This window comes from Novosphingobium mississippiense (genome assembly GCF_044029535.1).
Lineage (GTDB): Bacteria > Pseudomonadota > Alphaproteobacteria > Sphingomonadales > Sphingomonadaceae > Novosphingobium.
Genome location: NZ_CP147003.1, coordinates 300741 through 325030 on the forward strand (window position 1 = coordinate 300741; position 24290 = coordinate 325030).

Consider the following 24290-nt stretch of genomic DNA (forward strand, 5'->3'; position numbering starts at 1 on the left):
CGCGCTTAAACCATTCACATCAACGGACTCGAAAGCCGAGAGATGGGGAGAACGATGCGCGCCATTGCCGAAGGCCTGTTTACCGACGAGACGCCGCCCCGGTTGTTGGGCGGCCGCGAACGGGCCACGGGGCGCGTGGTGTTTCCCTGTCCCGCCGGCGATAGCTGCGATCCGGTGCCGCTGGCGCGCGAGGGCAGGCTCTGGTCCTACACCGTGCAGCGCTATCGGCCGAAGACGCCGCCCTATGCAGGGCCGGATGCCTTTGCGCCGTGGATCGTCGCCTATGTCGAGCTGCTGGGCGAAGTGATCGTTGAGGCGCGGCTCGTGGACGTGGATTTAGACGCGGTGCGGATCGGGATGCCGGTGCGCCTCGTGCCTGTGGTGCTCGATCCCGACGCGGCCGAGCCGCTCGCTATTCCCGCCTTCGCGCCGATGGAAGGAGCGCCCGCATGAGTGATGTCTGCATCGTCGGCATCGGCATCCATCCCTTCGGGCGCACCGATGGCCTGTCGGGCGTGGATCAGGGCGTCTTCGCGGTTCGGCAGGCGCTGGCCGACGCGGGCGTAGATTGGCCGCAAGTCCAGTTCGCCTATGGCAGTTCGGATGCTGCCGGGAATCCGGATACCATGGTGGACCGGCTGGGCCTGACGGGCGTGCAGTTCATCAATGTGCGCAACGGCTGCGCAGCGGGCGGATCGGCGCTGTTTTCGGCGCAAATGGCGATCAAGTCGGGCGAGTTCGAGCTTGGCCTTGCGGTCGGGTTCGACAAGCACCCGCGCGGCGCCTTCAACGCGCTGCCCAGCGAATACAACCTGCCGGACTGGTACGGAGAGGCGGGCTACATGGTCACCACCCAGTTCTTCGCGGCGAAGATCATGCGCTACATGCACATGTTCGGCATCTCGAAAGAGACGCTGGCGCGCGTTTCCGAAAAGGCCTTTCGCAACGGCGCCCATGCGCCGCATGCCTGGCGCCGCCAGCCCGTGCCGATCGCGGAGATCCTGGCCGCGCCGCTCGTCTCCGATCCTTATACCAAGTACATGTTCTGCTCGCCCGCCGAGGGCGGCGTGGCGCTTGTCCTCGCCAGCGAGAAGAAGGCGCGTGAACTGGGCAAGCCGCTGGTCCGCCTGAAGGCCGCGACCATGCGCACCCGCCCGCCGCACAGCTTCGAGGTTTTTTCGCCCAGCGTAGACGTAGTGGCGGATGATAGCGTGCCGCGCGGCACTGCCACCCGCATCGCCTCCGCCGATGCCTTCCGGCTCGCCGGGATCGGACCGGGGGACATCGACGTGGCCCAGCTTCAGGATACTGAGGCTGGCGCCGAGGTCATGCACATGGCCGAGAACGGCTTCTGCGCCGATGGCGATCAGGAACGCTGGCTGGCCGAGGGGCGGACCGAGATCGGCGGCGCGCTGCCGGTCAATACCGATGGCGGTTGTCTCGCCTGCGGAGAGCCGATCGGCGCTTCGGGGCTGCGGCAGGTCTACGAAAACGTCGTGCAACTGCGCGGCGACGGTGGTGGCCGTCAGGTGCCCGGCCACAAGCGAGGGGGCGGCCCGAAGACGGCCTACAGCCACGTCTACGGCGCACCCGGGGTATCGGCAGTGACGATTCTGGAACGATAGAACGCATGGATATCGAACTTTCCCCTGCCGACGAAGCCTTCCGCGAGGATGTACGAGCCTTCCTGCGCGATCACTTGCCCGACGCAGTGAAGGCCGGCGCTGCCGCCACGCCTTCGGTCTTTGTCGAGCCGGAGATCGGGCAGGCGTGGAACGCGGTGCTCGATAAGAAGGGCTGGTTGGGCTACCAATGGCCGGTCGAACACGGCGGCACCGGCTGGACGCCGCTGCAGCGCTACCTCTTCGAGAAGGAATGCGCCGCCGCAGGCGCGCCGAACCTGACCGTTCTGGGCCTGAAGCTGCTGGCTCCGGTGCTCTGGACCTTCGGCAGCGCGGAGCAGAAGGCTCGCTACCTGCCGCGTATCCTCTCGGGCGAAGACTACTGGTGTCAGGGCTTTTCGGAGCCCGGTGCGGGGTCCGACCTTGCCAGCCTGAAGACCCGCGCGGTGCGGGACGGCGATCACTACGTGGTCAACGGATCGAAGATCTGGACCACCCATGCCCACCACGCCAACGGCATGTTCACGCTGGTGCGCACCAATCCCGATGTGAAGAAACAGGCGGGCATCTCGTTCCTGCTGATCGACCTGGCCAGCCCCGGCGTTTCGGTGCGACCCATCCTGACGACGGCGGGCGACCATGAGGTCAATCAGGTCTTTCTGGAAGACGTGCGCGTGCCGGTGGAGAACCTTGTCGGCGCAGAGGGCGAGGGCTGGACCATCGCCAAGTTCCTGCTGGAAAACGAGCGCGGTGGATCGTGCCACGCGCCGAAACTGGGTTACGACCTCGCCCAGATCGAGGCTGCTGCCAAAGCGGAAAGCGATGGGCGCGGCGGGGCTCTGGCGGACGGCATCGATTGGCGTCGCCGCATGGCGAAGGCCCGCCTTGGGGTAGAGGCGCTGGAGATGATCGAGCTGAAGATCATTTCGGAGATCGCCAAGGGCCGCAAGCCGGGGCCGCAGACCTCGCTCACCAAGCTGCTGGCGTCCAACTTGCGGCAGGAGATCGATCTTCTGGCGGTGGACCTGTTCGGCATCGCCGGGCTGCAACTGGAAATGTCCCGCCCGCTCTATGGCGACAATGCGCCTGAGCCGCTGCACTCACGCGCCGCGCAAGTGGCTGCCGCGCGCTATCTCAACAGCCGGGCCTGGACGATTTTCGGCGGGACAAACGAGGTGCAGAGCACCATCATCGCCAAGTCAGTCTTGGGCCTTTGAAGAGGAACCGTGAAGACATGCGGACGACAACGGGAGAGGAAGCAGGCATGCAACTGAACCGCGAGGCGCTGACCCGCGCCTATCGGCAGATGAAGCTGATCCGCGAATTCGAGGAGCGCCTTCACGAGGAAATCCAGACCGGCGAGATCGCAGGCTTCACGCATCTCTATTGCGGTCAGGAGGCCGTGGCGGTGGGCGTTTGCGAGCATCTTTCGGAACGGGACAAGATCGTCTCTACCCATCGCGGCCACGGGCACTGCCTGGCCAAGGGCTGCGATGTGACCGGCATGATGAAGGAGATCTGGGGCAGCCAGGAAGGGCTCTGCAACGGCAAGGGCGGATCCATGCACATCGCCGATATCGACAAGGGCATGTTGGGCGCCAACGGCATCGTCGGCGCGGGCGCGCCGATCGCGGTTGGCGCCGCGCTTTCGAACAAGATCGACGGGCCGGACGAGAACGGCAAGCTGGCCGTCTCCATCGCGTTCTCCGGCGACGGCGCCTGCAACCAGGGCACCACATTCGAGGCGATGAACTTGGCCGTCGTCACCAAGGCGCCGGCGATCTTCGTCTTCGAGAACAACCACTATTCCGAGCACACCGGCGATGCCTATGCCGTAGGCACCGCGCAGGACATCGCCAGCCGCGCCGAAGCCTTCGGCATGAAAGTCTGGCGCGCGGACGGAACGGACTTCTTCTCGGTCTTCGACACCTTCGGCGAAGTGCTGGAATTCGTGCGGACGCCCGGCAACGGCCCGGCGGCGGTGGAGTTCGATACCGAGCGCTTCTTCGGCCATTTCGAGGGCGATCCCCAGCGCTATCGCGGCGAGGGAGAGCTGGACCGTATCCGCGCCACCCGCGACTGCCTGCGCAAGTTCCGCGAGAAGGTGACCGGCGCGAAGCTGCTGACCGACGAGGATATCGACGCGGTGGACGCGGATGCGCTTCAGGCGATCGAGGATGCCGTGACGGCATCGCGCGCGGCGGCCCGCCCGACGGCCGAGAACGTCCTTGAAAACGTCTACATCAGCTACTGACGGCGGAGCGAAGCACATGACGAAGATGATGTATCGCGACGCCATACGCGGCACGATATTCCAGGAAATGCAGCGCGATCCGCGCGTCGTCGTGCTGGGCGAGGACGTGGTTGGCGGCATGGGCACGGCCGGCGGGCCGGAGGCGATCGGCGGGATCTGGTCCACTTCCACCGGGCTCTACGACGCCTTCGGGCCGGACCGGGTGATCGACACCCCGATCAGTGAAAGCGCGATCATGGGCGCGGCTGGCGGGCTGGCGCTGGCGGGCAAGCGGCCGGTGGCGGAGATCATGTTCGCGGATTTCATCGGCGTCTGCATGGACCAGCTGTGGAACCAGATCGCCAAGTTCCGCTACATGTTCGGCGGCAAGTCGGTGTGCCCGGCGGTGATCCGCATGCCCTGCGGCGCGGGCTACAACGCCGCCGCGCAGCACAGCCAGATGATCAGCCAGTTCGTGACCTCCATGCCCGGCCTCAAGGTCGTCATGCCCGCGACCCCGGCGGACGCCTGCGGCTTGCTGCGGCAGGCGATCCGGGACGATGATCCGGTGGTCTTCCTGGAGCACAAGTTCCTCTATGCGATGACTGGTGAAGTGCCGGACGATCCGGATTTCGTCGTACCCTTCGGCCATGCACGGCTGGCGCGGGCGGGCGAGGATGTGACGATTGTCGCCTCCGGCATGATGGTGGGCTACGCCGAGACGGCGGCCGACGATCTGGCACAGGACGGCGTCGGCTGCGACGTGATCGACTTGCGCACCACCTCCCCGCTGGACGAGGAAGCGATCCTCGATTCCGTGGAGGCGACCGGGCGGCTGGTGATCGTGGACGAGGCGCCGCCCCGGTGCAGCCTGGCGACAGACATCGCCGCGCTGGTGGCGAACAAGGCGTTCGCCAGCCTGAAGGCGCCGATCGAGATGGTCACCGCGCCGCACACGCCGGTGCCTTTCGCCCGCGAGCTGGAAGGGGCCTATCTGCCCAGCCCCGCAAAAGTCGCTGCCGCCGTCCGCAAGACGCTGGCATACCGGTGAGGGGGGCGCAGTCATGAGCAGAATCCGCGCTTTCACGATGCCCAAGTGGGGCATCGAGATGACCGAAGGGACCATTGCCGAATGGATGGTCAAGGAAGGCGATGCGTTCACGCGCGGCCAGACGCTGTGCCTGATCGAGACCGCCAAGATCACCAACGAGGTGGAGGCCGAATATGACGCTACCTTGCGGCGCATCCTTGTCTCCGGGGGCAGTGAGGCGGAGCCGGTGGGCGCGCTGCTGGCCGTCTTCGACGAGGGGCGGCATTCGGATGACGAGATAGAGGCGTTCATCGCCGCTTTCACGCCGGCCGAGGGCGGCGTGGCGCAAGGCGCGTCGAAAGCCAAGGTGGCGGTTCCCGAGCCGGTCGGCGCTGTCGTCGGGGCGCCCGAACGGGTGCGCGTGCCGATCGAGACCAACCGCCCGATCAGCCCGGAGGCGCTGCGTCTGGCTGAGGAGGAAGGCGTCGATATCGCGGATATCGAGGGTTCCGGCCGTCTGGGGCGGATTACCCATCAGGACGTGGTCAAGGCCATGCGCGGCCCGGCCCAACCGGCACTGAAAGGGACATTGGCGCTACCTGAGGATGACCGGAGCGTCTTCGCCTCCCCGCTGGCCCGCCGGATCGCCGCGCTGCATGGGATTGCGCTGGCGGGCATGAAAGGCACCGGGCCGCGTGGCCGTATTTCCAAGGCGGACGTCCTGGCGCTGGTGCCTGCTCCGGCAAGCTCCGGCTCGCTCACTACCCCCGCTTTCGTGGCGGGCGAAAACCGGCCCGAGATCGTTCCGTTCGACCGCGTCCGCAAGGTCGTTGCCCAGCGGTTGACGCAGGCCAAGCAGGAGATCCCGCACTTCTACTTGCGCCTGTCGGCCCGCGCCGATGCCCTGCTGGACTTGCGCAAGAGCGCCAATCTGGTGCTGGGCTGCAAGGCCTCGGTGAATGACTGGGTGGTCAAGGCCTGCGCCATAGCGCTGGTCCGCCATCCCGAGGTCAACGTGCAGGTTCACGGCACCGATATCTACCGCTTCCCCCATGCCGACGTCTCGATTGCGGTGGCGGGGCCCAAGGGCCTTGTCACCCCGGTGGTGCGGCAAGCCGACCTTATGCGGATCGACCAGCTGGCGGCCGAGACTCGGCGCCTGATCGACAAGGCGCAAGGTCGCGGCTTGGGCATGGAGGACATGGAGGGCGGCACCTTCTCCGTTTCCAACCTGGGCATGTTCGGGATCGAGAACTTCGATGCCATCATCAACCCGCCGCAGGGCGCGATCCTGGCCGTGGGCGCGGCCCAGCGCCAGCCGGTGGAGACGGCGGCTGGCGGCCTGGCGTTCGAAACGCGGATCGCCCTGACCCTTTCGGTAGACCATCGCGCCATCGACGGGGCTGCCGGCGCGCAGTTCCTCCAGACGCTGAAGACATTGATCGAGGAGCCGCAGGGCCTCTTCGCTTGAACAAGGAAAAGCCATGACAAGTCCGGCCAAACCGGGACCGCTCAAAGCGTTGGGGGACGTGATCCAGCTGGCCTACTTCCCCAGCGATTTCGACGCAGCGCTCACTTACTGGATCGAGACCGTGGGCGTCGGCCCGTTCTTCGTGCTGAACGACGTGCGGCTGGGCGAGATGAAGTACAAGGGCCAGCCCACCGACGCGACTTTCTCCATGGCGATCGGCTATTGGGGCGATATCCAGATCGAGCTGATTCGCACGGAGAGTACGGCACCTTCGCTCTACACCGGCGAATATGCGGTGCGCGATCGGCTGCACCATGTCTGCGTCTTCGTGGAGGACATTGCCGAGGCGCGGCGCGCCTGCGCCGAAGCCGGCGCCGAAGTGATCGTGGAAGGCAAAGTGGGAGACGACGGCGAAGTGATCTACGTCGATCCCGGCAAGGGGCCCGGTTTCGTGATCGAATATCTCCAGCCGATGGCCGGATCCGAAGGCCTGTTCGAGATGATGAAGGCCGCCGCGCGCGATTGGGACGGCAGCGATCCGGTGCGGGTGCTGCAATGAGCGCCTCGCCGCTCTCCCCGGACGCAGTGGCCATGGCCGACCGCGTGGAGACCTTTGTGCGCGAAGTCGTGGTGCCGTACGAGCAGGACTCGCGCCGCGATCATCACGGCGCACCGACTGACGAACTGGTCATGGAACTGCGCGAAAAGGCGCGCGCGGCGGGCGTGCTCACCCCGCATATCCGCGCGGACGGCAGCCACCTGACCCAGCGCGAGACGGCCGAAGTGCTGATCCGTTCCGGCCTTTCGCCGCTGGGCCCGCTGGCCTGCAACACCATGGCGCCGGACGAGGGCAATATGTACTTGATCGGCCATGTCGGTTCGCCCGAACTCAAGGCGCGCTTCCTGCAGCCGCTGGTCGAGGGGCGGGGCCGCTCCGCCTTCTTCATGACCGAGCCGGCCGACTGGGGCGGCGCCGGGTCCGATCCATCGATGATGAAGACCACCTGCCGCCGCGATGGCGACCACTGGGTGATTGATGGCCGCAAGACCTTCATTACCGGCGCCAAGGGCGCGATGGTGGGCATCATCATGGCTGCTTCGGCGGAGGAGGACACCAAGGGCGGCGCCTGCATGTTCCTGGTGGACCTGCCCGATCCCGCCATCGTGATCGACGAAGTGCCGAACACCATCGATACTTCGATGCCCGGCGGCCATTCCACCGTGACGATCCGCGAATTGCGCGTCCCCGCAGGCCAGATGCTGGGCCAGCCGGGGGAGGGCTTCAAATATGCGCAAGTCCGCCTTTCACCGGCGCGGTTGTCGCACTGCATGCGCTGGCTGGGCGCCTGCATCCGCGCGCACGAGATCGCGGTGGACTATGCCTGCCGCCGCGAGGCCTTCGGCAAGACCCTGATCGATCATGAAGGCGTGGGCTTCATGCTGGCCGAAAACCGCATCCTGCTGCAGCAGAGCCGGTTGATGATCGACTGGTGCGCCGATGTGCTGGACACCGGATCGCTGGGCACGGTCGAAAGCTCCATGGCGAAAGTCGCGGTCAGCGAGGCACTGATGAAGATCGCCGACAACTGCGTGCAGGTGATGGGCGGCATCGGCGTGACCGATCGCACGATCGTGGAGCAGGTGTTCCGCGAAATCCGCGCCTTCCGCATCTATGACGGGCCGACCGAGGTGCACAAATGGTCGCTGGCCAAGAAGATCAAGCGCGAGTGGAAGCAGGCGCAGGAAGCCTTTCGCGCAGAGCAGGCGGCGTAAGGCCATGTCCGTCGATCTCGCTGCCGACAATTCGGGCACCGTTCCCGTCCGCGAAGGCTATCGCTTCGACGAGGCGGCGCTGGCCCGCTGGATGGCGCAGAATGTGGAGGGGTTCGTCGGGCCGCTCAGGGTGGAGCAGTTCAAGGGCGGCCAGTCTAACCCGACCTATCGCCTGGTTACACCGTCGCGCAGCTATGTCCTGCGCCGCAAGCCGCCGGGCGATCTGCTGCCCGGCGCGCACGCGGTGGATCGGGAGGCGCGGGTGCAGATGGCGCTGGGCGAGGCGGGCTTTCCGGTCGCGCGCATCCACGGGTTGTGCACCGACGATGCCGTGATCGGCACCTGGTTCTACGTCATGGACATGGTGGAGGGCCGCATCTTCTGGGATGCGACCTTCCCGCAAGTCTCGCGCGCGGAGCGGCCTGCCTACTTCGACGCGATGAACGCGACGATGGCGGCCCTGCACGCGATCGATCCGGACAAGGCGGGGCTGGGCGACTATGGCAAGCCGGGCAATTACTTCGCACGCCAGATCGGCCGCTGGACGAAGCAGTATCAGGCCGACGAACTGGCCGGGCGCAATGCGGACATGGACGCGCTGGTGGAAGCGCTGCCGGGCCTGATCCCGCCGGGCGACGAGACTTCGGTGATCCACGGCGATTGCCGCTGCGACAACATGATCTTCCACCCCACCGAGCCGCGCGTGCTGGCAGTGCTGGATTGGGAACTGTCGACGTTGGGCCATCCGCTGGCGGATTTCGCCTACCACACGCTGATGTACCGGATGCCGCCGCAGATCGTGCCGGGCCTGATCGGCGCCGACCTTGCGGCGCTGAACATTCCGTCTGAGCAGGACTACGTTGCCGCCTATTGCGCGCGGACCGGGCGCGACGGCATTCCCGATTACGCGTTCTATGTCGCCTTCAACCTGTTCCGCCTTGCCGCGATCTTCCACGGCATCAAGGGGCGCGTCCTGCGCGGCAATGCTGCCAATGCGCAGGCGGCGACCCGCGCCGAGAGTTTTCCGACGCTGGCCCGCATGGCCCGCGACAGTCTGGAGGGCGGGATCGGGTAGCGGGGCTACTCCGCTGCCGGACCCGCCAGGAACGCGGCGCAGGCCAGATCCTGCACGATCGAGCCGAGCGACTTGTAGACGGTGACTTGCGCGGGCGATTGCCGCCCTTCGTCCAGCCCGGCAAGGATACGGCCGATTTCCGGGCCGACATCCGCCTCGCTGGCGATGCCCATTTCCACCGCGCGCAAGTATTCCGCGCCCTGGGCCAGCACGCCGACGCGGTGGTCGGGAATGAAGCGGCTGCGGCGCACGAGCGCGGGGTCGATCTCCACCGGACCGGCGCGGCTGGAACCCACCGCGTTGACGTGGACGCCATCGGCCACCTGATCGGACAGCAGGATCGGTTCGGCAGCGGCGCTGACGGTGCAGATCACGTCCGCGCCATCCACTGCCGCGGCGACGGTCGCTTTCGCGCTGGTGGCGATGCCGAAATCGCGCTCGATCCGTTCGGCCATCGCGTGCGCCTTGGTCGCGTCGCGCCCCCAGACGGTGATCGCCGCGAACGGGCGGACATGGCGCAGCGCTGCCGCGTGGTGCCACGCCTGATCGCCAGTGCCGAGAATGGCAAGGCGGGTGGCGTCGGGCCGGGCCAGCGCGTCGGTAGCGGCGGCGGTGGCGCAGCCGGTGCGGATGGCGGTGACTTCGCCCGCCTCGATTACGGCGGCAGGCGCGCCGGTTGTGGGATCGAAGGTGACGATCACGCCCTGATGCGAATGCCCGTGCGCCGCCATTGCGGGAAAGACGCTGACGATCTTGGCGCCGAAGCCCGCCCCCGCCAGCGCGCCGGGCATGACGCCGAAGGCATTGCCCTGATCCAGATCGATGATCCCGCGCAGCAATTGCTTGCTGGCCCCGGTGGAGAGCGCGATCATCGCTGCGCGCACAAGGTCGATCCCGGTGCGGTGATCCAGCCTGCGGGCGACTTCCTCGGCGTCGATCAGCCGCATCTCATGCTTCCTTTCGGTTCTCAGGCCCAGATGGATTCGGCGTAGCGCAGGAAGTTCTGGCCCATGATCTTGTCGATCCGCGCCTGCGAATAACCCTTCGCCTTCAGCAGCCCCGCCAGCTTGCGGAACTGGTCCGGCCCGCGCAGGTCGACGACGAAGGGATAGGTATCCGGCCGTTCGCCTGCGGCGCTGATCCCGGCGGCGCGGCGGGCGGCGATCTCCTTGGCGAGCGTCGCCTGATAGGCTTTCAGATCGTCGATCTGCGTCACCGTGCCATCGGTGCCGATGCCCACGTGGTCCTCTCCGCACAAGTTCACGGCATAGTCGATGTGACGCACCACGTCCTCGGCACTGGCGTGGCCGGATGCGTTGAGGAAGGGCATGAAATAGATGCCGATGAAGCCGCCCTTTTCGGCCACCAGCCGCAGTTCGGCGTCGGTCTTGTTACGCGGCAGGTCCGTCACGCCGCGGCAGCCGGTGTGGTTGATCGAGATCGGCGCCTTGGACACGCGGGCCGCCTCAAGGCAGGTCTGCTCGCCGCTGTGCGACAGGTCGACCATGACCTTCGCGGCGTTGAGCCGTTCGACGACCTCGCGCCCGAAGGGCGTCAGCCCGCGATTTTCGGGCGCCATCGATCCGTCGCCCAGCTGGTTCGCCGGGTTGTAGGTCAGCTGGATCACCTTGACGCCCAGGTTGGCGAAAATGTCGACGCGCGAGGCATCGTTGCCCATCATCGCGGCGTTCTGGAAGCCGTAGATCACGCCCACTTTGCCTTCGGCCTTGGCCCGGCGGATGTCGGCGGCGGTGTGGATCTTCAAAAGGCGATCGGGATGGGCGCGCATGGCGGCATCGGTTTCGGCGATCGAGCGCACGCTGAATTCGAAGGGATCCTGCGGCCCCGAAACGTACCCCAGCGTGACGTTGACGGCGGTAAGCCCCGAAGCGCGCGCCTCTTCCAGCACGCGGGGGCTGAACAGCACGGCATCGGCGCCTTCGGGGCCGTTGGGATCGCCCAGACCGCCCAGAGCATTGATGACGATGCCGTTCGCGAGCGGGTCGCCGCCACCGACTGCCGCCGCCATCGCGCGCGGCGCCAGCGCCGCCCCCGTCATCATCGCGCCGCCTGCCATCAGTGCGCGCCGATCAATCTTCATCACCTGCCCCCATTTCCTCTACCGTCACCGGCTTGTAGTCCGCGCGGGCGAATTGTTTGCCGCGCTTCACCGTCATCGCGATGCTGCGCACATTGCCGATGTCCTTGGTGGGATCGGCGGCGAGCACCACGAAGTTCGCAAGCTTGCCCGCCTCAACCGATCCGGTATCCTTCGCCTGCCCGGCCGCCTGCGCGCCCACCAGCGTGGCCGAATGGATCACTTCCAGCGGCGGCATGCCCACGTCATGCGCCAGGAAATCGAGTTCATCGTAAAGCGCGGGCCAGGGGCTGGATACCTCCGCCTCGAAATCGGTGCCGGCCGAAACCGGAACGCCGGCCTTCCACGCCTGCCGCACCAGCCGTGCGGTGGTGGTGCCGGTGCAGCGCAGCGGACGGGTTTCGGGCTTTTCGCGGCGCAGCTTGTCATAGTGCACGAACAGGCCGCCGGTGGCATCGACGATCGTGCCTTTGGCCAGCATCGCCTTGTAGAGCCCGGCGATCACGGGATCGTCGCCCTTCTTCGCCAGCAGGTTCTCGTGGACCGGGGTGTGATCCTCGTAAGAGGCGAGCATCACCGGTTCCAGCTGGTAGGCCAGGTAGCACGCGTGGCTGACCACGTCGACGCCGGCGGCAATCACGTCCGCCGGGCGGGTGGGGAACACCGCGCTGTGGGCCCAGACCATCATGCCCTGCCGGTGCGCCTCTGCCGTCAGCGCGGCGATCAGGTTGGCGGGCAGGTCCGCGTAGATCTTGATCGCGGTGGCGCCGGTGCCGCGTGCCAGGGTGATGGCGGTGGGAATGTCGGTCTTGTCGTCGATCGCCTGCGCCCAGGGGGCGGTGCCGGCCTTGTAGCCCATGCTGACCGCGTTGACGCGCGGATCGCCGAAGAACGGCGGCCCGGCCATCACGGCGGCGGAATAGATGTCCGGCCCCGGAATTTCGCCCACCCGCGATGCGCGCGCCAGTTCGCTGACCGATCGCAAGTCGTCCGCCATGTCACGCACGGACGTCACGCCGCCATAGACCATGCGGCGCAACTCGCCCTGCGCGCGGGCAGGGTTGGGCGGGGTGGCCATGTGGACGTGGGTGTCGATCAGGCCGGGGATCACCCAGCGCCCGGCAAGGTCGACACTGCGCGCCTGTGCGGCGGCAAGCGTGCCGTGCGGGCCGACGGCAACAATGCGCTCGCCTTCGACAAGGATGTCCTGATGCGCGCGCGGCGCGGCGCCGGTGCCGTCGATCACCGTGGCGTCGACATAGAGCACGCGTTGCGGTTCGACGGCGTGGGCGCCAACGGTGAGCAGGGATGTGGCGAATCCGGCGAGGAGCGCGGCTTTACGGAATCTTGCGACCATGCGCGGTGGCTAAGACACCGGACGGGCTTGGCGCAAGCGACCGCCGCACGAAAATTACGACACGGTGGCGGAAAACTTGGCCATGGATGCATCCGGGGGCGGCCGTGACCCGCCCCCGGATGCGCCGGGTCAGGGCCGGTAAGGCGCCTGATCGGGCAGGATCACGTGGTTCGCCTTGGCATAGGCATCCCAGTCTGCGGACAATTCGCGCAGCTTTTCCGGATACTTGTCCGATAGGTCCAGCGTTTCGCCCGGGTCCTTGGCGATCGCGAAGAGGCGCCACTGGCCGTCGCCGATGTCGGTGATCTTCCAATCGCCCTTGCGCAGCGCGCGGCTGCCGAACAGTTCGGTGCCGATCGGCTCGTCCGCGGCGTGGACGACGGCGGCCTTCCCCTCCAGCCAGGGCTTCGCACTCTTGCCGGTGATCGGCAGCACGATGCGGCCTTCGAAGGTGGTGCCGTCGCTGGGAATACCGGCGTAATCCAGCAGGGTGGGCGCGATATCGGCCACGCTGACATAGGCGCCGCCGACGGTCCTGGGATGGGCCAGTCCCTTCCAGTTGACGAAGGCCACCGTGCGCGTGCCGCCTTCGGAGGCATAGGCCTTGGTCAGCCACGAGGGTGCCGTACCCGCCTGCGCCCATTCGGGGCCATAGGTGGCGTAGCTGGTGCCCTTGCCCAGATTGTCGAAGGCGTTGTTGGCCGTCGTCGTGTAGCGCGCCAGCATCTTGGCGCCGGTGGTCTTGGCGTCCAGCGCTTCGGCGCCGTTGTCGGCCAGGAACACGATCACCGTGTTGTCCAGCTCGCCACTGGCGCGCAGTTCATCGATCACGCGGCCGACATTGGCGTCCATGCGGGCGACCATCGCGGCGTAGATTTCCATGTTGCGGGCCGCTTCGCGCTTGTCGGTCACCGAAAGCCCGTCCCAGCCGCCGCGCGGCGCGCGGGGCGTGTGGGCGACGGTGCCCTTGGCGACGAGGCCAAGCTGCTCCTGCCGGGCCAGACGCGCGGCGCGGATCGCCTCGAACCCGGCGTCATAGCGGCCGCGCTGGCGGGCAATGTCCTCATCCGGGGCCTGGATCGGCCAGTGCGGCGCGGTGAAGGTGAGGTAGGCGAAGAACGGCTTGCCCGGCGTGTCCTTGCGGCTGCGCTGCAACTCTTCGATCAGGTTGCCGGCAAAGGCGTCCGACGAATAGAACCCGGCGGGGAGGGAGGGCAGCACTTTGCCGTCGCGCGTGTAGGTCGTGCCCTTGGTGGGGTCGGCTGACTGGTCCAGCCCGAAGTGATTGCCGCCGCCTTGCAGCAGCGCGAAGCTGTACTGGAAGCCGCGCGCGTGGGGATCCTGCTCCGGCTTCAGGCCCAGGTGCCACTTGCCCGAGATGAGCGTGCGGTAGCCACCGGCGGCGAAGCGTTCGGCCAGCGAGGCGACTTCGGGGCGCAGATAGCCTTCGTAACCCTCCTTGTCCTTCTGGTTGGCAGCCATCAGTTCGGCCATGCTGCCCAGCCCGGCAAGGTGGTTGTCGGTGCCCGACAGCAACATGGAGCGGGTGGGAGAGCAGGTGGGCGCGGTGTGGAAACCGGTGAGGCGCAGCCCGTTCAACGCCAGCCGGTCGAGATTGGGGGTGGCGATCTCTCCCCCGAACGCGCCAAGGTCCGACCAGCCAAGGTCGTCCGCCACGATGACGAGGAAGTTCGGCCCCTTCGCGGTGGGAACGGAAGCGGACGCCGGTGCACTGGCCGGCACGCTTTGGGCGGCGGCGGGGGTTGCGGCCGTGGCAAGCAGCGCCGCAGTGAAAGCGGTGGCGCCCAGGAACAGGTGGGAGAGACGTTTGGCGGGCATGGAAAGTCCTTGAAAACTGGCAAAAAAGTCCCGCGCCGCGGCTGGGTAGCGCGGCGCGGGCAAGTGAACGGCCCTACAGGGTTGAGGGATCAGGCCGGTTCGTAACTGGTGGCCTTTTCCTTGCGCGTGGTGCGGCTGTTGCGGCCGTCGATGGCGACGGGCACTTCGCCCGCGATCGTCGCACGGCGCAGGGTGCGGCGCTGCAGGCCGAAGTCGGCAACGGCGCGGTGCTGGGTGGCCTGGTTGTCCCAGAATGCCACGTCACCGGCCTGCCAGCGCCAGCGCACGACGTTTTCGGGACGGGTGATGTGATCCTGCAGGATCGCGAACAGCCGCGCGGAATCGGCCTGGTTCAGGCCGACTATGCGCTTCACGAAGTGGCCCAGCAGCAGGCTGCGCTGGCCCGACACCGGGTGGACGCGTACCAGCGGATGCTCGGTTTCGTAGACGGTCGAGGCGAAGATGTTCTTGTGGTACTTCACCCGTTCCTGCGCGACTTCGTCAGCCTTGGGCGCATTGGCCAGCACTTGCGCATAGTCGTAGTCGTTGGAGTGGACCGCCCAGAGGGTGTTCACCAACTGGCGCAGGCTTTCCGGCAGACCTTCGTAAGCGGTTTCGGTATTGGCCCAGACGGTGTCGCCGCCCGCTTCGGGAATGGTGATCGCGCGCAGGATCGATCCGGCCGGATAGGCATCGGTGAACGTCACGTCGGTATGCCAGCTGGAGGCGGCGTACCCTTCCTTGCTGTCCAGTTCGAGCAGGTAGCGCGAACCTTCCGCCACCGGCACCGTGGGATGGGCGACCGGCGCGCCGAACAGCGATGCGAAGCCTTCGTGGCGATCGTCCGTCAACTCGTGCTGGCCACGGAAGAACACCACCTTGTGGCGGACCAGCGCGTCCTTGATGTGCTGCACGGTTTCGCTGTCGAGATCGCCCGAGAGCGTCACGCCCCGGATTTCGGCGCCGATGGTGCCGGTGATCGGTGCGATGTCGAGCGGGGAATTGGGGTCCTTCGCATTGGCGTAAGTGGCAATCGTGGTCATGGCATTTACTCCTTCGTCGTGGATTTGGGTGTCGTGGATTTCGGTGTTTTTTGCGGGCTATTCAGCGGGTACGAGGACGGCGGCGTAGACATCCTCGCGCGCCTGGATCTGGCGGCGGATTTCGGCGTGGCGCGATGCGTCCAGCGGGAAGCGGGCGACCAGCGCGGCAGCCAGCGTGTGGGCCAGCGTGGGGCCCAGCGCGAAGACCAGCAGCAGGGCGTTCAGCGCTTCGGGCGTGTTGGTCGCGGCCTTGGGATCGAAACCGAAGGCGGAGACCAGCGGCAGGGCGATGCCCAGCGCCAGCGCGCTGCCGACTTTCATCGATACGCTGAACACTGAGTAGTAGAGGCCGACGCGATCCTCGCCGGTTTCGGCGCGGTGAAGGTCGGCCACGTCGGCCACCATCGAACGCAGCATCAGGTTGCCGGAGCCTTGCGAGAGGCCCTGCGCGATGGCCAGGGCCATCATCAGGCCGAAGCGGTCCGGCGTCAGGAACACGAGGCCGAAATTGATCGCGGCCTGCGTCAGTTCGGCCAGTACGGCGGCGCGGCTCTTGCCCAGCAACTGGCCGATGCGGCGCCAGATCGGCCCGGCCAGCACGCCGAACGAATATTGCAGCAGGAAGAAGCCTGCCGCCCATTCGGGCCGCCCGAAATAGATGGTGACGATGAACAGCAGCAGCGCGGTGCGCACGCCTTGCCCTGCGGTGACGGCGGCATCGGCGGCCAGCACGCGCAGCAGCAGGGCATTGCCGAACACCGCCTTCAGCGTCCTGCCCAGCGCGAACGGTTCGGACGCTGCGGATGCTTCGGCTTCGGGCACGGCGGTCAGCGTCAGCAGCAGGCCGGGCACGGCCGTTACCAGCACCAGCACGCCGAACAGCGTCAGCCGCAGCGGACCGTCATCGGGGCGCACCTGATCGGCAAGGGCGGGCAGCAGCAGCGCCAGCACCAGCGCGCTGGACGACAGCAGTGTGAATTGCGAGGCGATGCGCGTGCGTTCGTTGTAATTGCCGCTGATCTCGCCGGACCATGCCAGCAGCGCGGTCTGCGCCGCCGATGCGCCGCAGTAGTAAAGCAGCACGCCCGTGCCGACCCAGCCCAGGCCGATGCCGGCCGGCGGGAAGAACAGCATGGAGGCCCCGGCGATGAACAGCAGGCCGCCGCCCGCGATCCAGGGCCGCCTGCGGCCGAAGCGGCTGCGCGTCCGGTCGCTGAGCGCACCGATCACCGGGTCGAGCAGCGAATTGACGATCTGCCCGATCAGGTAGACCAGCCCCAGCCCGGCCAGCGGGATGCCGTAGTCCCGCGCCAGGATGGCAGGGACGAAGGCGATCACCGGCTGGGCGGCGGCATAGATCGGGATGGACAGCGCGGTGAAGCGGAACAGCCGCCATGCATCCAGCTTGCCGGAGGACAGGGGGCGTCGTCGATTTCGGGCGAAGGACTGATAATGCATGGCGGGGGGCTCCTCTCTCAGACCTCAGAGCTTGGTGCGCAGGGTGGCGCCGAAGGTGCGCGGTTCACCCAGCTGCGCGGTGACGACGCCGGTGTTCGCCCCGCCCAGCGCGACGTAATAGTTCTTGTCGAACAGGTTCTTGGCCCAGATCGAGAAGTCCCAGATGCCGTCGTCGGTGCGGAAACCGATGCGTCCGTTGGCCAGGCCGTAGCCGGGCACTTGCGCCCAGGCCGAGTTCGAGGCCGACGTGTTGTAGTTGGACCGGTAGGCGTAGTCCGCGTGGGCGTAGACCGAGATGTCCTTGCCGCCGAGGTTGGCCAGCGCGTGGTTGAAGTCCGCGCCCACGGTCCAGGCCCACTTGGGCACGCCGGGCAGGCGTTCGCCGGAAAGGTCCTGGATCGCGCCCAGGTCCAGCCGCTCGAACGCCTGCGGGGCGTTCTTGTAGCTGACGTATTTGGCATCGGTGTAGGTGCCGGACGCGTTGAACGAGAGGTAGTCGGTGGCCGTAACCGTCAGGTCGCCCTCGATCCCGCGTGAGCGGACCTTGGGGATGTTGGCGATGTACTGGCGGCTGACCAGCGGATTGGACGGGTCGAGATCGGTGATCGCGGTCTGGTAGTCGCTGATCTCGGTCCAGAACCCGGCGGCGTTGAAGGTGGCGCGACGGTCGAGGAACTGCGACTTCACACCCACTTCGAAGGCATCGACCTTCTCCGGCTTGACCGTCGCGTCGGTGACGCTGGAGGGGAGCTGGGTGAGGTTGAGCCCGCCCGACTTGTTGCCGCGCGAATAGCTGCCATAGACCATGACATCTTGCGCCACCTTCCAGTTCAGCGAGATCAGGCCCGACAGGCTGTTGTCGCTGAACTTGGTCTCGGTGAACGGCACCACTTTGTTGAAGCTGGCGCGAACCGCCAGGATCTGGGCCTGCTGGACGGCAGAGAAACCGGAGATGTCGGCCGCCTGCGCCACCCATTGCTGGTAGACGCCGTCCTTCTGCTCATGCGTGAAACGCAGGCCGCCGGTCAGCGTCAGGGACGGGGTGATGTGCCAGTCCGCCTGGCCGAACCCGGCGATCGTCTTGGTTTGCGGTTCGGAGTAGGAATTGACCTCGTACCCGCTGAGCGCCGCGTTGTTCACGGCGTTGGCGGCGCCCAGGAACCACAGCGGCGCGGCCGAGCCATAGCCGGTGGCGCCATAGCCGCGAATGGTCTGCCAGAAGTAATAGGCGCCCACTACCCAGTCGAACGTGCCATTATCCTTGGAGGCGAGGCGCAGCTCTTGACTGAACTGACGCTGGCGGTTGGCCTGCTGCGCCTTGACGACGACGGGGAGCGAGGTGCTGTCTCCATCGTTGGCCGGATCCCAGTCCCACCAGCGATAGGCGGTGATCGACGTGAGCGAGGCGCCGCCCAGCTTCCAGTCGACCTGACCGGAAACGCCGTAGCCGGCCATGTTCGACTGGTAGTGGCTGTCCGCCTCGCCCACGCGGTCGAACGCGTTGAAGCTGGGCAGGGTATATCCGGGGAAGCGCGCGGCGCGCTGGGCCCAATTGCCGGCGATCGTCGTGCCGTCCGCATAGGTCGTATGCAGCGCGGCGAAGACGTTGAGGACGTAGTCCTGCTTCTGCCGGGCGTAATCACCGATGATGCGGACTTCGAAATCCGGATCGGGGGTGAACAGCAATTGGCCGCGAATGCTCTTGTTCGAATAGTTCTGCGCGCGGGTGTTGGTGGTCTTGTTCCAGAGGAAGCCGTCGTTCTCGCTGATCGCGCCGGACAGGCGCACGGCCAGCAGGTCCTTGACCAGACCGCCCGAAGCGGAGGCGCGGACCTGATAGAAGCCGTAATTGCCGATGCTGGCCTCGGCCGAAAGCTCGGGATCGAACGTCGGCTTGCGCGAGGTGACGTTGATCACGCCCGAAGTGGTGTTCTTGCCGAACAGCGTGCCCTGCGGCCCGCGCAGCACTTCGATGCCCTGCAGGTCGACCAGATCGAACTGCGCCAGGCCGACGCGGCCGTAATAGACGTTGTCGATGTAGAAGCCGACACCGTTTTCCAGCCCGTCGTTGGTCAGCGAGACGTTGGATCCCAGGCCGCGAATGTTGATGTTGGTGTTGCGCGGGTTGAAAGTGATGACCTGAAGGCTGGGCACCTGCTGCTGGATCGATCCCAGCGTGTAGTCGCCCCGGCGTTCCAGCGTTTCCGCAGTGACGACCGAGATGGCCACCGGCACATCCTGCACGTTCTCGTCACGGCGGCGCGATGCGGTGACGATGATCGGAGTGCCGCCATCCGCGCCCGTTTCAACCGCCGCTTCCGCAGGGGCGGCCGTGGCATCATCCTCCGCATGGGCGGGTGCGGCGAACAGCGCTGGGGCGACCAGCGCGGCGGCAAGTGCCAAAGTGCTCGATCGGGCGCTCGTTTTGTGCGGGCCCGTGTTGGAGTTGTCGGCGAAAGCAAGACTGCGGAACATCGAATAGTTTTCCCTGATGATCCGTCCCGCAGGCGTGACGACAAACTGCGGACGGCGATTTCGTTGGATGTGCTGGATCTGTTGGCGAGGCGTGGCCGCCGGGCGGCGACAGCCATCGACGGTGGCGGGACGCGCGCCATTCCAGCCGCCACGCCGCAAGGCGGCCGGAGCTGGCCCTGACGGGCGCGACGGGTCCTTCGCAAAACGCGGATTCAGTGCGTTGCGGGACGTTCATGGGGGACGGCGTGGGGGCTGCGCGCACGGTTGTCCGGCGCGGGTATGCCCTGCTGTCCGATCAGCCCTTCAGGCGTCAGCTTGTGGGAGTGTGGGTCTTCGGCATCGTATCACCTCATCGTTTCGAGAGGGGAACACGAGGCTTGGCGTGGTCGCCCGAGCATCGCGCGCTTTAGCCGTTGGTATCGCGGAGCAAGCTGCATCCCTGTCAAAAGCCGCGGACCGAAAACCCCTTGAACAGCAGGAATCGGTCGGTCACCGATAGCCTGCGGGGTAAACTCAACCTATTAAGTTGAGAAATGGAGGTCAAGCACAAGCTTTCCTTTGTCGGCCAATCGCACAGCTTGCACGGCCAAGTGTGCAAGGCGTTGCCGATCGATGGCCAACGCTAGGCGGCGAACGGCCGGAAGGTTACCTCCAGCGCCGGACAAGGCTTGTCGTGAAAAGGCGCGTAGCCCTGTTGCCAGAACTTCCGGTCCCTTTGGCTGATTTCCAGTGTGTAGCCGGAGGTCCAGCGCAGAGCAGCATCGGTTTCTCCATGGTGCGAAGCGGCGGCACAACCGACAAGATACCAATCGGGCGCCCGCGACGATCGAACCATCACGACGATATTGGGCACGCCGCCAACGACCAGACGCTCGACCTGCGCCACCCGGCGCCCATCAGGGGAAATGCTTCGGGCGATAACGGTACGCTGGGAATCCAGGAACACGGCAGGGGCCATGCCCCAGATCGGCAGGGTGAAACAGGCCGTTCCGGCAATGCCAATGGCCGTGCATATTGCGAGGCTGCGACGCTTCATCGCATTGATAATGCCAGAGTGTTGATAGTCCGCAATCTGGGCGATGGGATTTTCGACCCGGTCGCACACATCAATGCACCGCGCTCTCCAGATGACGCAGCTTGTCCGGGTTGCGGGTCACGTAGATGGCGCGGATCAGGCCGGCTTCGATCAGCAGGGCCGTGGTCTGCAGGATGCCGTCGGGCTCGCGCGTGACGAAGCCGGGGAGGCCGTTGACGAATCCATAGCGCACCAGCGTGGAAGGCGCGCGGCGCAGGCGTTCCAGCGCCTGATGCGCGCGCACCACTTCCACCGCGCCTTCCAGCACGCGCGAAACGGCGGGGCGTTTGCCGCCGCCGTCCGAGTGAAAGCGCACGTCCGCCGCCAACAGTGCGCCCAGATTGGCCAGCCCTTCGCCGCGAGAGGCCTGGAAGAAGGCATCGGCGATCGCCATGCCATGCGCGCGGTCGACGGTGTAGCGCGGCCGCTCCATCCGCACATTTGCGCGGGCGCGGGCGGCCAGTTGGCGACACGCCGCCGGATCTCGGCCGATCGACTGGGCGATGGCATCGAAACTCTCGCCAAACACGTCGTGCAGCAGGAATGCCGCGCGTTCCAGCGGGGAAAGTCGCTCCAGCGCCAGCAGCAAAGGCAGCGTCACGTCCTCCACCGGCTCTTCCTCCACCACCGGTTCGGGCAGCCAGGGGCCGGTGTAGGTTTCGCGCCGCACGCGGGCCGATTTCAGGTGATCGAGGCAGAGCCGGGTGACCACTCGGCGCAGATAGGCGGCGGGTACGTCCACCGCCGTCCGATCCGCCGCCGCCCAGCGGATATAGGCTTCCTGCAAGACATCCTCGGCATCGGCCATCGATCCGAGCATCCGGTAGGCGACGCGCAACAGGCCGGGCCGTTGCGCGTCGAAAAGGGAGGCGGCGCCGTCCGTCACTTCCAGCCCAGTTCCGGCGCGTAGAGGTTGAAGCCCACTGCCAGCCGGTTCCAGCCGTTGATGACGTTGATCATCATGGTCAGCTTCAACTGCTCCTCCTTGTCGAACTGCGCGTCCAGCGCATCGTAGACTGCATCGGGCGCACGCCTGGTGGCAACCTCGGTCAGATGATCGGTCCAGGCCAGTGCGGCCCGCTCGCGGTCGGTATAGCACGGCGCTTCGTGCCAGGCCGCCAGCAGGTGGATGCGCTGCTCGCTCTCGCCCGCCTGCCGCGCCTCAGCGGTGTGCATGTTGAGGCAGTTGGCGCAGCCGTTGATCTGCGAGGCGCGGATCTTCACGAGTTCCAGCAGCGGCTTCTCAAGCCCGCACTCGCCCACCTGCATTGAGAAGGCGTACCAGGCTTTGAACAGCGCGGGGGAAACGGTGTAGATATCGGCACGGGGAGTCATCGCATCGTCCTTTCCTGGGTTCGATGCCGTCATGACGATCCGGGGCGCGGCGATGTGACATGGGCGCCGAAAAAATCTTCGATCACCCTGAAAATGAAGCGGTTTTTATCGCGGCATGCGGATCGCCGGCTCGTCCACCGCCAGTCGCCGGGCGGTGCGCAGCGTCTGGAGTACGAAGAACACGATCAGCAGCAGGCCGATGGAGCCGACGAATACGTCGAACCACGTCAGCACCCCGAACAGCACTGGCTGCGATCCCGCCGCCACCATTGCCAAGGTCAGGCCGATCAGCATGAAGCGCAGCTCGGTAGGGCCGGCATAGGCGTAGGACAGCTTCATCTCGCCCAGCACGCGCACCGCAAGGAAGGCGTGGATCGACAGCAGCAGGTATCCCACCAGCGCGATCAGCGCGACTTCCAGCAGGACGTAGCGGCTGAGCCCGATGCCCACCACCACCAGCGTCGTCGCCAGCCCATCGCAACTGTGATCGAGGAAATAGCCATAGCGCGGCCGCTCGGTCTTGCGGAAGCGCGCCAGGCTGCCGTCCATCGAATCCCCGAACCATTGCACGAAATAGCCGGCGATGGAGATCCACAGCCAGTTGTCGCCCAGATTGCTGGCGCAATAGCCGGCAAAGACCATCAGCGCACCCACCATGCCCACGGCGGTCAGCATGTCCGGCATGACCCAGTTCGGCATCCGCGCGCAGAGCCAGTTGAGCAGGCGGCGTTCGCCCCGCGCCAGCAGGTTCACCTGGATGCGATCGATCGCCCCGGCTTCCATGCCGTTTTCCGCACCGTCTCTGCCTGCCATCATAGTCCTCGTCGAAAGTCGGTGCCGATCTCATGCGCACCGTTTCGCATTTTGCGCGCCCGTGTCGGCTGCTGCTGTGGGCGTATCCACCCCGCGCGGCAACCGGCAATTACCCGTTCCGGTCAGGCTCCGCCGCAATCGCGGACCAGCGCGACGATTTTCCGGGCCGGATCGCGGCCTTGTGGCACGAAGCGGTCGACCTCGCGATAGCCCAGCCGCTCTGCCAGCCGCAGCGAGGGGATATTGGCGGGTGCGATCAGGCAGGCGGTAAGCTTGGCCTGCGTCGCATCGAACCACGCCTGCGCCGCTCGCCCGGCTTCGGACGCATAGCCCCGGCCGTGAAAGCCGGTGCCCAAAGTCCACGAACATCTCGATGGCGGTCTGCGACAGCGGGCCAAGATCGCGCTGGAAATGGGCATAGCCGATCTTGCCGACATAGGCGCCGGATGCCCGCTCGATGATCGAGAACAGGCCGAACGGATAGAGGCTCCAATGTCCGGTGTCGCGCAGGAACCGCGTCCATGCGGCGTCGCGTGCCAGCGGGGCGCCACCGATGTGCGCGGTGACCCCGGCATCCGCGAACATCGCGGCGGAGGGTTCGAAATCGGCCAGGACGGGCGGGCGCAGCAACAGGCGTTCGGTTTCGATCATCGGCGGGACCGTGGCGGCGTCCCGCCGTTCTGACAAGGACTTATGGTGCGGCAACAGGCCGATCCGGGCGCGATGCGGCGATCACTTGCAACAAGGCATCGGCGGCGCGGCTGCGATAGCGTTCGCGGTGGCGCAGGCCGTGGAAGGTGCGGGGGCCAAATTCCAGCGGCGCGGCGTGCAGGGTGCCGGCGGCCAGCGCGGGGGCGACCACCAGAGAGGACAGTACCGCGACGCCGGCACCGGCCTCCACCGCCGTGCGCACGCTCTCGTTCGATGGCAGCACCAGCGCCACGTCCAGCGCGGCGGGATCGACGCTGCGTTCGCGCAGCAGCGCGTCGAGGCTGGATCGCGTGCCCGATCCCGGCTCTCGCATGATCCATCGCGCCCGGCGCAGCCATCGGGCGTCGATCCCGGTTTCGGCGAAGGGCGTGGCGGAAACCAGCACCAGCCGATCCTCCCCCACGGGCCATTGCGCCAGCGCAGGATCCTCGATCCGGCCCTCCACCACGCCAAGATCCGCCTCGCCATCGCGGACGCGGGTAGCCGCCTGATCGGTGTTGCCGATGGAAAGCTCCACGCGCAGGGCCGGGTGGCGGGCCTGGAATTCGGCCAGGATCGGCGGCAGCCAGTAGGCGGCGGTGGTCTGGCTGGCGACAAGGCGCAGGCGGCCACGACGCAATCCGCTCACTTCGTCCAGCACCGTTTCCGCGGCAGCGGCGCGCGCCAGAACGCCGCGCGCCTCGATCAGGAACAGGCGGCCCGCCTCGGTCAGCACCACGCCCCGGCCGACGCGGTCGAACAGCTTGACCGCGTGGCGCTCCTCCAGCGCGGCGATCGCGGCGGAGGCGGCCGATTGGGTGACATGGATGGCGCGCGCGGCCGCGGTCACATGCTCCCGCTCGGCCACGGCGACGAAGATGCGCAACTGTTCAAGGGTCATGC

22 protein-coding genes and 1 pseudogene are annotated in these 24290 nt (G+C 66.6%); 9 read left to right on the top strand and 14 right to left on the bottom strand.

What is annotated here, in order from left to right; genetic code table 11:
• Positions 1-54: 54 nt before the first annotated feature.
• From WBP06_RS19890 to WBP06_RS19930, 9 genes are read left to right on the top strand one after another with little or no spacing between them, the layout of a single operon-like run.
• Complete coding sequence (locus WBP06_RS19890; protein ID WP_395336494.1) at positions 55-453, top strand: Zn-ribbon domain-containing OB-fold protein; 399 nt, start codon at positions 55-57, stop codon at positions 451-453.
• The gene (locus tag WBP06_RS19895) at positions 450-1625 is read left to right on the top strand and encodes a thiolase family protein (RefSeq protein WP_395336496.1); all 1176 of its coding nucleotides are present in this window, start codon (positions 450-452) and stop codon (positions 1623-1625) included. The genes WBP06_RS19890 and WBP06_RS19895 overlap by 4 nt, the downstream gene beginning before the upstream one ends.
• A 5-nt stretch (positions 1626-1630) precedes the next feature.
• Entirely contained in the window at positions 1631-2839 is a 1209-nt protein-coding gene (locus tag WBP06_RS19900) for an acyl-CoA dehydrogenase family protein (protein ID WP_395336498.1), read from the top strand.
• Positions 2840-2886: 47 nt separating this feature from the next.
• Positions 2887-3876 (top strand): thiamine pyrophosphate-dependent dehydrogenase E1 component subunit alpha, encoded by a 990-nt coding sequence (locus WBP06_RS19905; RefSeq protein ID WP_395336500.1) that lies wholly within the window; start codon positions 2887-2889, stop codon positions 3874-3876.
• A 16-nt stretch (positions 3877-3892) separates the two neighbouring features.
• Positions 3893-4906, top strand: a complete 1014-nt coding sequence (locus WBP06_RS19910) for an alpha-ketoacid dehydrogenase subunit beta (RefSeq protein ID WP_395336502.1) — start codon at positions 3893-3895, stop codon at positions 4904-4906.
• Positions 4907-4919: 13 nt separating this feature from the next.
• Positions 4920-6356 carry a 2-oxo acid dehydrogenase subunit E2 gene (locus WBP06_RS19915; protein ID WP_395336504.1) on the top strand — a complete coding sequence of 479 codons (1437 nt, stop codon included), beginning with the start codon at positions 4920-4922 and terminating at the stop codon, positions 6354-6356.
• Between the two features lie 13 nt (positions 6357-6369).
• Positions 6370-6915 (top strand): VOC family protein, encoded by a 546-nt coding sequence (locus WBP06_RS19920; RefSeq protein WP_395336506.1) that lies wholly within the window; start codon positions 6370-6372, stop codon positions 6913-6915.
• Complete coding sequence (locus WBP06_RS19925) at positions 6912-8129, top strand: acyl-CoA dehydrogenase family protein (protein ID WP_395336508.1); 1218 nt, start codon at positions 6912-6914, stop codon at positions 8127-8129. Before WBP06_RS19920 ends, WBP06_RS19925 begins: the two co-directional genes overlap by 4 nt.
• Before the next feature lie 4 nt (positions 8130-8133).
• Positions 8134-9204 carry a phosphotransferase gene (locus WBP06_RS19930; protein WP_395336510.1) on the top strand — a complete coding sequence of 357 codons (1071 nt, stop codon included), beginning with the start codon at positions 8134-8136 and terminating at the stop codon, positions 9202-9204.
• Between the two features lie 5 nt (positions 9205-9209).
• Here WBP06_RS19930 and WBP06_RS19935 read toward each other — a convergent pair whose 3' ends face one another.
• From WBP06_RS19935 to WBP06_RS20000, 14 genes and pseudogenes are all read right to left on the bottom strand, one after another.
• Entirely contained in the window at positions 9210-10151 is a 942-nt protein-coding gene (locus WBP06_RS19935) for an ornithine cyclodeaminase family protein (protein ID WP_395336512.1), read from the bottom strand.
• Between the two features lie 20 nt (positions 10152-10171).
• On the bottom strand, positions 10172-11305 hold the full coding sequence (locus WBP06_RS19940) for a dipeptidase (RefSeq protein WP_395337528.1): 1134 nt from the start codon (positions 11303-11305) through the stop codon (positions 10172-10174).
• Positions 11295-12659, bottom strand: coding sequence for an amidohydrolase family protein (locus tag WBP06_RS19945; RefSeq protein WP_395336515.1), 1365 nt, complete (start codon positions 12657-12659; stop codon positions 11295-11297). The genes WBP06_RS19940 and WBP06_RS19945 overlap by 11 nt, the downstream gene beginning before the upstream one ends.
• Before the next feature lie 129 nt (positions 12660-12788).
• The gene (locus tag WBP06_RS19950; RefSeq protein WP_395336517.1) at positions 12789-14498 is read right to left on the bottom strand and encodes an arylsulfatase; all 1710 of its coding nucleotides are present in this window, start codon (positions 14496-14498) and stop codon (positions 12789-12791) included.
• Positions 14499-14587: 89 nt separating this feature from the next.
• Positions 14588-15541 carry a TauD/TfdA dioxygenase family protein gene (locus WBP06_RS19955; protein ID WP_395336518.1) on the bottom strand — a complete coding sequence of 318 codons (954 nt, stop codon included), beginning with the start codon at positions 15539-15541 and terminating at the stop codon, positions 14588-14590.
• Positions 15542-15598: 57 nt separating this feature from the next.
• A complete protein-coding gene (locus WBP06_RS19960; protein WP_395336519.1) occupies positions 15599-16999 on the bottom strand; it encodes an MFS transporter in 1401 nt (466 codons plus the stop codon).
• Positions 17000-17023: 24 nt separating this feature from the next.
• On the bottom strand, positions 17024-19474 hold the full coding sequence (locus WBP06_RS19965; RefSeq protein ID WP_395336521.1) for a TonB-dependent receptor: 2451 nt from the start codon (positions 19472-19474) through the stop codon (positions 17024-17026).
• A gap of 622 nt (positions 19475-20096) precedes the next feature.
• Positions 20097-20579 carry a hypothetical protein gene (locus WBP06_RS19970; protein ID WP_395336524.1) on the bottom strand — a complete coding sequence of 161 codons (483 nt, stop codon included), beginning with the start codon at positions 20577-20579 and terminating at the stop codon, positions 20097-20099.
• Position 20580: 1 nt separating this feature from the next.
• Entirely contained in the window at positions 20581-21435 is an 855-nt protein-coding gene (gene sigJ / locus WBP06_RS19975) for an RNA polymerase sigma factor SigJ (protein WP_395336526.1), read from the bottom strand.
• Positions 21432-21884, bottom strand: a complete 453-nt coding sequence (locus tag WBP06_RS19980; RefSeq protein WP_395336528.1) for a carboxymuconolactone decarboxylase family protein — start codon at positions 21882-21884, stop codon at positions 21432-21434. The genes sigJ and WBP06_RS19980 overlap by 4 nt, the downstream gene beginning before the upstream one ends.
• Before the next feature lie 105 nt (positions 21885-21989).
• Positions 21990-22697 carry a CDP-alcohol phosphatidyltransferase family protein gene (locus tag WBP06_RS19985; protein WP_395336530.1) on the bottom strand — a complete coding sequence of 236 codons (708 nt, stop codon included), beginning with the start codon at positions 22695-22697 and terminating at the stop codon, positions 21990-21992.
• A gap of 122 nt (positions 22698-22819) precedes the next feature.
• Positions 22820-23053 carry a GNAT family N-acetyltransferase gene (locus WBP06_RS19990; RefSeq protein ID WP_395336532.1) on the bottom strand — a complete coding sequence of 78 codons (234 nt, stop codon included), beginning with the start codon at positions 23051-23053 and terminating at the stop codon, positions 22820-22822.
• A gap of 94 nt (positions 23054-23147) precedes the next feature.
• A pseudogene (locus tag WBP06_RS19995) lies at positions 23148-23348 on the bottom strand (GNAT family N-acetyltransferase); the annotation flags it as partial.
• A gap of 40 nt (positions 23349-23388) precedes the next feature.
• Positions 23389-24288, bottom strand: a complete 900-nt coding sequence (locus tag WBP06_RS20000; protein ID WP_395336534.1) for a LysR substrate-binding domain-containing protein — start codon at positions 24286-24288, stop codon at positions 23389-23391.
• Positions 24289-24290: the final 2 nt, after the last annotated feature.

Bases quoted from the DNA above. Each gene is read 5' to 3' on its own strand.
- WBP06_RS19890 (WP_395336494.1), top strand. From the start codon at position 55: ATGCGCGCCATTGCCGAAGGCCTGTTTACCGACGAGACGCCGCCCCGG.
- WBP06_RS19895 (WP_395336496.1), top strand. From the start codon at position 450: ATGAGTGATGTCTGCATCGTCGGCATCGGCATCCATCCCTTCGGGCGC.
- WBP06_RS19900 (WP_395336498.1), top strand. From the start codon at position 1,631: ATGGATATCGAACTTTCCCCTGCCGACGAAGCCTTCCGCGAGGATGTA.
- WBP06_RS19905 (WP_395336500.1), top strand. From the start codon at position 2,887: ATGCAACTGAACCGCGAGGCGCTGACCCGCGCCTATCGGCAGATGAAG.
- WBP06_RS19910 (WP_395336502.1), top strand. From the start codon at position 3,893: ATGACGAAGATGATGTATCGCGACGCCATACGCGGCACGATATTCCAG.
- WBP06_RS19915 (WP_395336504.1), top strand. From the start codon at position 4,920: ATGAGCAGAATCCGCGCTTTCACGATGCCCAAGTGGGGCATCGAGATG.
- WBP06_RS19920 (WP_395336506.1), top strand. From the start codon at position 6,370: ATGACAAGTCCGGCCAAACCGGGACCGCTCAAAGCGTTGGGGGACGTG.
- WBP06_RS19925 (WP_395336508.1), top strand. From the start codon at position 6,912: ATGAGCGCCTCGCCGCTCTCCCCGGACGCAGTGGCCATGGCCGACCGC.
- WBP06_RS19930 (WP_395336510.1), top strand. From the start codon at position 8,134: ATGTCCGTCGATCTCGCTGCCGACAATTCGGGCACCGTTCCCGTCCGC.
- WBP06_RS19935 (WP_395336512.1), bottom strand. From the start codon at position 10,151: ATGCGGCTGATCGACGCCGAGGAAGTCGCCCGCAGGCTGGATCACCGC.
- WBP06_RS19940 (WP_395337528.1), bottom strand. From the start codon at position 11,305: ATGAAGATTGATCGGCGCGCACTGATGGCAGGCGGCGCGATGATGACG.
- WBP06_RS19945 (WP_395336515.1), bottom strand. From the start codon at position 12,659: ATGGTCGCAAGATTCCGTAAAGCCGCGCTCCTCGCCGGATTCGCCACA.
- WBP06_RS19950 (WP_395336517.1), bottom strand. From the start codon at position 14,498: ATGCCCGCCAAACGTCTCTCCCACCTGTTCCTGGGCGCCACCGCTTTC.
- WBP06_RS19955 (WP_395336518.1), bottom strand. From the start codon at position 15,541: ATGACCACGATTGCCACTTACGCCAATGCGAAGGACCCCAATTCCCCG.
- WBP06_RS19960 (WP_395336519.1), bottom strand. From the start codon at position 16,999: ATGCATTATCAGTCCTTCGCCCGAAATCGACGACGCCCCCTGTCCTCC.
- WBP06_RS19965 (WP_395336521.1), bottom strand. From the start codon at position 19,474: ATGTTCCGCAGTCTTGCTTTCGCCGACAACTCCAACACGGGCCCGCAC.
- WBP06_RS19980 (WP_395336528.1), bottom strand. From the start codon at position 21,884: ATGACTCCCCGTGCCGATATCTACACCGTTTCCCCCGCGCTGTTCAAA.
- WBP06_RS19985 (WP_395336530.1), bottom strand. From the start codon at position 22,697: ATGGCAGGCAGAGACGGTGCGGAAAACGGCATGGAAGCCGGGGCGATC.
- WBP06_RS20000 (WP_395336534.1), bottom strand. From the start codon at position 24,288: ATGACCCTTGAACAGTTGCGCATCTTCGTCGCCGTGGCCGAGCGGGAG.